Below are 5,907 nucleotides of genomic sequence, written 5' to 3'. Positions count from 1 at the left end.
AGCTCAGCCTTTTCTTCTTCAGTAAGCACAATAGGGGTGGCAATTCGCATGCGATAAGTCCGATTCTCTCAGGGTATTTGAGCTGAGGATACATTAAGAATCATCAAGAGTGAAACACTACACTAGTGGTTAGACGCGACTGCGTCCTTGCTAGAAAAATCCTCAACGTAGCTCGTGATTCGAACGCCGGTTCCCGGCTCGCTTGTTACCTGTTCAGCGAGTATTCAAAAGTTGCCTCAAGCGCAGAACATCATTTCCTAGCCGTAAATGCGCAATTTCATCCAAGTAAAACACTCGGCTATATCCTAGAATGACTCTTAATCAGTAACGTCTAAATTCTGCAGACGGTGAGTGAAGATGAAGTTCGAAAATCAGTTTCAGTTTGTCAAAAGCCGGTATCTTGATCAGGTGACGGTATTACAGGCAACCATGCATGATTTCTCCTATGGCAAACACGCCCATGAGGAGTATTCATTTGGCGTAACGCAGGCGGGTCGACAGGATTTTTTCTCCAGCGGAGAGTTTCACAGAAGCCGCCCGGGTAACATTATTATATTCAATCCAGGGCAGTTTCATGATGGTCACTCGGGTGACGACAACGCCCTACAGTACCGGATGATCTATATTCACCCCAATCAGTTAGAGCCGCTGCTGGGCAGCGCTGGGGTGAAACAGTGTCAGGATTATCAGATTAAAGACACCCTGTTGGATGACCCTCAGTTACGACACTATATTCTCACGATAGCGGCGCATATTGAGAGTAATACCAACGATAAGTTGCAGTTAGAAAATCTGTTGTATCAGATGGCAGAAAGGATTGCCCGGCGACATGGGGACCTTCTGCCGGAGCCTAAATCGAACAAAAATGACACCCTGCTGTTAAAGGCACAAAACTATATTCATGAGAATATTGGCGCAGATATCACTCTCGATGAGATCAGCAACCAGGTCAGTCTGTCGAAATATCATTTCATCCGAATGTTTCGACAGCAGTTTGGCATTACACCTCACCAATACATTCTAAACTGCCGGATAAACCGCGCCAGACAGGCTTTAGAGGCAGGTAGCCTGCTGGAAGATGTCGTTTTTGACTTCGGTTTCAGTGATCTGAGCCATCTTAACAGGCGCTTTAAGCCGGTCTTTGGAATGACCCCGCGTCAATATCAGAAGCACGTCCTCATCTGTTAGACAGAGATAGCGGTTCTCTTCGCAACATCAATTCTTATCAGTTAATTTTTCAGGGTAGCCACAATGGTTGAGATCCTCCTGTATGCCTTTGGCATTATGTACACCCCCGGGCCGGTAAACCTGCTAAGCCTGAATGCGGGTATCAACGGTGAAATCAGAAATACTCTGCGCTTCTGTATAGGCGTAGCGTGTGCCATGCTGATACTGTTTCTGCTTTTTGGCTATACCGGAGCCTGGCTGATTACACCGGACTCTCAGCTCGTCATAGGTCTGCTGGGTAGTTGTTATATCGCCTATCTGGCCTATAAAATCGCCCGTGGTAGTCAACAGATTACCGATGAGATCGGCGCTGATAAGGTTCAACCCGACACCAGCAGAACTGGATTCCGTTCCGGCCTCATGCTGCAGCTACTCAACCCTAAAGCCTTTATCGCAATCTTACCTATCGTCACCGTACAGTTTCCAGCCGCACATATTACCGGTGTATCCATCCTTCTCTGGTCATTGCTGCTGGCGGGTTTAGCCTTTGGCGCACCGGGTAGCTACCTGTTCATGGGTGTACGACTTCGAAAACTGATCAGCCAGCCCCGTTATTTCCGACTGCTAAATAACGCTATGGCGTTGCTACTACTCTATGTAGCGATAGAGCTCGCGTTAAATCAGTTGCTAGACGTCACAGCTTAAAAGCAGTCGCTAGACGTCACAGCTTAAAAGCAGTCGCTAGACGTCACTTCGTGACTCGCTAGTAGTTAGATGCGACTGCGTCGCTTGCCAGGAAAGACTTCTTAAGCGGGTTTTGCCTTGCGTTGGGGTTCACTCACAACCAACATGACTTAAAACTGTTTGGACTTAAAAAATCCCAAACTGGGTAATAGCCTCATTTTTTATATTGAGAATAACTGCGGTTTTTGACACTATCAAAACAGATGGAAACCCGTGGCAACGCCACACAACCAATCACATGGTTTACGTATTTTCAGTGGACGAGAATGTAGTAGCTATCGCTTTGCTTTTTCTGCTAAAAGTCACAGTTTTCAAATACTGCAAATACCTTATCTTCATGCAATAAGGTGGAAGTTTAATGAAAAAAATAGGGATTTTTTTAATCACTCTCTGTCTGCTGATCTCACTCCCTCTCCGTGCGGAAGAGCAGCAATTAACGCCTGAACAGCAGCAATACATCCTCGAAGCCAGAAACCTTCTGGACTCTCTTAATCATCAAACCGGAAAAGTGGCACTGCCAAATGGTGTCGCCTCACTCGATGTACCTGATAGCTTTTACTATTTATCACCCGAAGATTCTGAAAAAGTCCTGGTAGATGTATGGGGAAACCTTCCTGGTACAGGCTCTGAGACTCTCGGTATGCTGCTTCCCTCTGATACCACACCTTATGATGATAATTCCTGGGGGGTTACAATTGAGTATGAAGAGGACGGCTATGTTTCAGACGAGAATGCTGATGATCTTGATTACAACGAACTATTAGAGCAGATGAAAAAAGACGCTCAGGAAGCCAGTAAACAACGAGTCGCCGAAGGATACGAGCCTATCGAACTGATTGGCTGGGCTTCGCCCCCTTACTATGACAAAACATCGAATAAGCTCTATTGGGCGAAAGAGATAAAGTTTGGTTCGCAAGAGCTGCATACCCTTAATTACAATATCCGCGTACTTGGCAGAAAAGGCGTACTTGTTCTCAACTTTATCGCCGGCATGGATCAAAAAAGCCTGATTGACTCAAACCTCCAGACCGTATTGAACATGACCGAGTTCAACCAGGGCTCCCGCTATGAAGACTTCGACCCCAGTATTGATAAAGTTGCAGCCTACGGTATCGGCGCACTGGTAGCAGGCAAGGTCATTGCCAAGACGGGATTAATTGCTGCCGCACTCATTTTCCTGAAAAAGTTTGGTGTACTATTCATTATCGGAATTGGCGCATTGTTCCGAAAGATATTTAAAAAGAAATAAAATGCAGTCGCTAGACGTCACTGCGTGACTTGTTAGTGGTTAGACGCGACTGCGTCGTTTGCCAGGAAAAGCAGCGGCGTTGCTCGTGGTTCGGACGCCGGTTCCCGGCTTGCTCATTGATCGGAAAGCCTTCTTAACAGCAAGAGTGATGAAGCAGGCTTCAGTGCTATTAAGCAGCTCACGCGAAATCAATTATTCTGCTCCCTTGATCCAGTTAGGAGAAGTCTTAAAAACCGCTGCCCGTGGCTTTATTAGAAATAGGGAAGTTGTGGGGGTTGTGGGAGTGACGCCCTCGTCACGATTCGTCGCGATTGGTATTACTGCGAAGCTGAGCATTGCAGAGGCTTACCCTCACCCGATTGCAGGAGTCCTTTTCAAGGGCGATCTGTATATCCTCTTATAAAAAGGGCTTTGACCCTGTAATACGCGTCAGAAGTATTAAGAGCAGTCGCTAGACGTCACTGCGTGACTTGCTAGTGGTTAGACGCGACTGCGTCGCTTGTTAGGAAAGCAGTGGCGTTGCTAGTGGTTCGGACGATAGAGCCGTGGCTCGTTGTTTGAACGCCGGTTCCCGGCTAGTCGCTCGGAAAGCCTTCTTAATGGCAGAGGTTATGGAACAGATTTCCGTGCTATTAAGAGGGTTTGGTGAAATTGATTACTCTGGCTCCTTTTATTTCTTAACGTTGAAACGGTAAGTACCAAACGAAACGCAGCGTAGTTCGCGTCCGAACGAGCGCTTTGTTAGGGATATCATGGTCGTTTAAATTTCTTTCTGGCGCTCTCTGCTTTTGATCTGCCCACACAGCCTTTTGCATGGTCATTAATTAGCCCCATCGCCTGCATAAAAGCATAAACCGTGGTTGGGCCGACAAATTTCCAGCCTTTTTTCTTTAGATCCTTCGATAGAGCAACTGATTCTTCGCAAGTAGAGACCGTTTGTGGTTCAGCAAGATTATGCTGGTCGGGTTCATAACGCCAAAAGAAAGCGGCTAATGAACCTTCCTCTTTTATCAGTGCTTTTGCTCGCTTTGCATTGTTGATAACGGCCTCAATTTTACCCCGATGGCGGACAATCCCTTTATCCTGAAGTAACTGATCTATATCTTTCTCTGTAAAACACGCGATTATTTCAAAATCAAAGTTTTGAAAGGCTGCCCGAAAATTCTCACGCTTAGCCAGGATTGTTCGCCAACTCAAACCGGACTGAAAGCTTTCCAGGCATAGTTTTTCAAATAGGCGATAATCGTCATCTACTGGATAACCCCACTCTCTGTCGTGATAGTCAACGAATTCCGGGGCCTGACTACACCAGCTACAACGCGCCTTACCATCTGGACCTTTTATTATTTTACTCATCGTTCTTACTCAATCAGAAAATTAAGACGGCTATCCGCTTTTTTGGGATCAATTTCGATTATTTCAGCATTAACAATATTTTCCGCAACGAAAGGATCGTTGTTTACTCTTGCTTGTAGCTCCGATAGTGAGGTGTTGTGCGCGATAACAGAACCACCCAGATTAGGTTGAAGGCTACCAGCCAACAGAAAAACACCCTCTTCAAAGCCTTGTTTAATCCATAGATTGTGACCAGCCATATGATCTCCAGCCTGGGATTTTTTGTCGGTAAATTTTAGAAGTACAACAAACATATCTGCTCCCTTTTCTGTGTCGCTAGTAATTCATCTGGACTGTTTTGTTCTGACGGACAGATCATCCAGCCAGTCGTCCATCTTTTTCATTTCCTGTCTGACATAGTGCAAATCATCAAAAGCATTACCCAGGGTCGCCACCCCCTGACTCCAGGAGAGTACGTGCATAGCCAGTGAGTCGGCATTCTGTCTATGGCCAAGCTGAGTGAACTGAGCTTTCAGCCATACTCTGAAGAGTGTGAAAACTTTATTGGCCTCTGCTTTTGAGGCGTGGTTCAACTTGGCAAGTTCCGTGCACAGTGTACCGACAGGACAACCGTAGTCCCTGATCATTGACCAGTTTGTCAGAAGGATATTGATATAACATTTGATGCGGTCTTCCGGGGTTGCCGCCTGCTCTTCCCAATCCGTCAGCATCTGTTGCGTCCTGTCCAGGCGAACTTTGATGACAGCATCAAGGATGTCATCCTTGGTCTTGAAATGATGGTATAGATTCCCGCGCGAAATATTCACCAGAGTGGAGATGTCTGCAAACGAGGTATGCTCGAAACCCTGCCGATAAAATAAGTTATCGGCGGCCTCTATAATCTGATGACGCTTCTCACCATGTCCCATCACACTACCTCTTTACACTACCTCTTTACACAACCTGTTCCTGACCATCGGGTCGCTTTCTGGTCATCGGTGCCATCACTATAGGATTTGCCAATATCAGACCGCCGAGCTGAAAGGCACCAAACAGATTAGTGTTCATTGCCTCCCTTGGGAGTATCAATAATTTAAATCTTAAAATTAGGTCGCCAGACCTATTTTTAATCTAGGTCGATCGACCTAGTTTGTCAACAAGCTATTTTGCTTTTCTTTACAGGGACTCACAGATTATGAAATTGAGAATTGATCGGCGTCGCTCGTTGTTCGGATGATAAGAGCCGTGGCTCGTGGCTCGAACGCCGGCTCCCGGCTTGCTCGTGACTTGCTTATGTGGACTCCCCTCTGTCAACAATGAAACGATTTTGACTTAGAATAAATGCACGCTTATGTTCGAGCTCTGATTGAGTCGCTAACTCTGGCTCACTGATATTTGCGCGAACTACCGGA

At 46.2% G+C, this 5,907-nt stretch carries 6 protein-coding genes; 3 read left to right on the top strand and 3 right to left on the bottom strand.

Translation table 11 applies throughout. The features are described 5' to 3' along the window. The first annotated feature begins 357 nt into the window (after positions 1 to 357). The 3 genes from JW499_RS21250 to JW499_RS21240 all read left to right on the top strand — a co-directional run bounded on the left by JW499_RS21250 (position 358) and on the right by JW499_RS21240 (position 3,160). Entirely contained in the window at positions 358 to 1,188 is an 831-nt protein-coding gene (locus JW499_RS21250) for an AraC family transcriptional regulator (RefSeq protein ID WP_205212460.1), read from the top strand. A 63-nt stretch (positions 1,189 to 1,251) separates the two neighbouring features. Next, positions 1,252 to 1,872 (top strand): LysE family translocator, encoded by a 621-nt coding sequence (locus tag JW499_RS21245; RefSeq protein ID WP_205212459.1) that lies wholly within the window; start codon positions 1,252 to 1,254, stop codon positions 1,870 to 1,872. A gap of 397 nt (positions 1,873 to 2,269) precedes the next feature. Further along, positions 2,270 to 3,160, top strand: a complete 891-nt coding sequence (locus tag JW499_RS21240; protein ID WP_232846576.1) for a DUF2167 domain-containing protein — start codon at positions 2,270 to 2,272, stop codon at positions 3,158 to 3,160. A gap of 750 nt (positions 3,161 to 3,910) precedes the next feature. Here JW499_RS21240 and JW499_RS21235 read toward each other — a convergent pair. The 3 genes from JW499_RS21235 to JW499_RS21225 are packed head-to-tail and all read right to left on the bottom strand — an operon-like array spanning position 3,911 to position 5,424. Further along, positions 3,911 to 4,516 (bottom strand): DNA-3-methyladenine glycosylase I, encoded by a 606-nt coding sequence (locus tag JW499_RS21235; RefSeq protein ID WP_205212458.1) that lies wholly within the window; start codon positions 4,514 to 4,516, stop codon positions 3,911 to 3,913. A 5-nt stretch (positions 4,517 to 4,521) separates the two neighbouring features. Then, positions 4,522 to 4,809, bottom strand: coding sequence for a YciI family protein (locus JW499_RS21230; RefSeq protein ID WP_205212457.1), 288 nt, complete (start codon positions 4,807 to 4,809; stop codon positions 4,522 to 4,524). 30 nt (positions 4,810 to 4,839) lie between these two features. Then, positions 4,840 to 5,424, bottom strand: a complete 585-nt coding sequence (locus JW499_RS21225; RefSeq protein ID WP_205212456.1) for a TetR/AcrR family transcriptional regulator — start codon at positions 5,422 to 5,424, stop codon at positions 4,840 to 4,842. Positions 5,425 to 5,907 lie beyond the last annotated feature (483 nt).

Source organism: Amphritea pacifica, from assembly GCF_016924145.1.
Lineage (GTDB): Bacteria > Pseudomonadota > Gammaproteobacteria > Pseudomonadales > Balneatricaceae > Amphritea > Amphritea pacifica.
The sequence above is the reverse complement of the archived record's forward strand: the minus strand, read 5'-3'. Positions and strand labels throughout refer to the sequence as shown.

What these genes read in the sequence shown, in the direction of transcription:
- JW499_RS21250 (WP_205212460.1), top strand. Translation starts at nt 358, where the DNA reads ATGAAGTTCGAAAATCAGTTTCAGTTTGTCAAAAGCCGGTATCTTGAT.
- JW499_RS21245 (WP_205212459.1), top strand. Translation starts at nt 1,252, where the DNA reads ATGGTTGAGATCCTCCTGTATGCCTTTGGCATTATGTACACCCCCGGG.
- JW499_RS21240 (WP_232846576.1), top strand. Translation starts at nt 2,270, where the DNA reads ATGAAAAAAATAGGGATTTTTTTAATCACTCTCTGTCTGCTGATCTCA.
- JW499_RS21235 (WP_205212458.1), bottom strand. Translation starts at nt 4,516, where the DNA reads ATGAGTAAAATAATAAAAGGTCCAGATGGTAAGGCGCGTTGTAGCTGG.
- JW499_RS21230 (WP_205212457.1), bottom strand. Translation starts at nt 4,809, where the DNA reads ATGTTTGTTGTACTTCTAAAATTTACCGACAAAAAATCCCAGGCTGGA.
- JW499_RS21225 (WP_205212456.1), bottom strand. Translation starts at nt 5,424, where the DNA reads ATGGGACATGGTGAGAAGCGTCATCAGATTATAGAGGCCGCCGATAAC.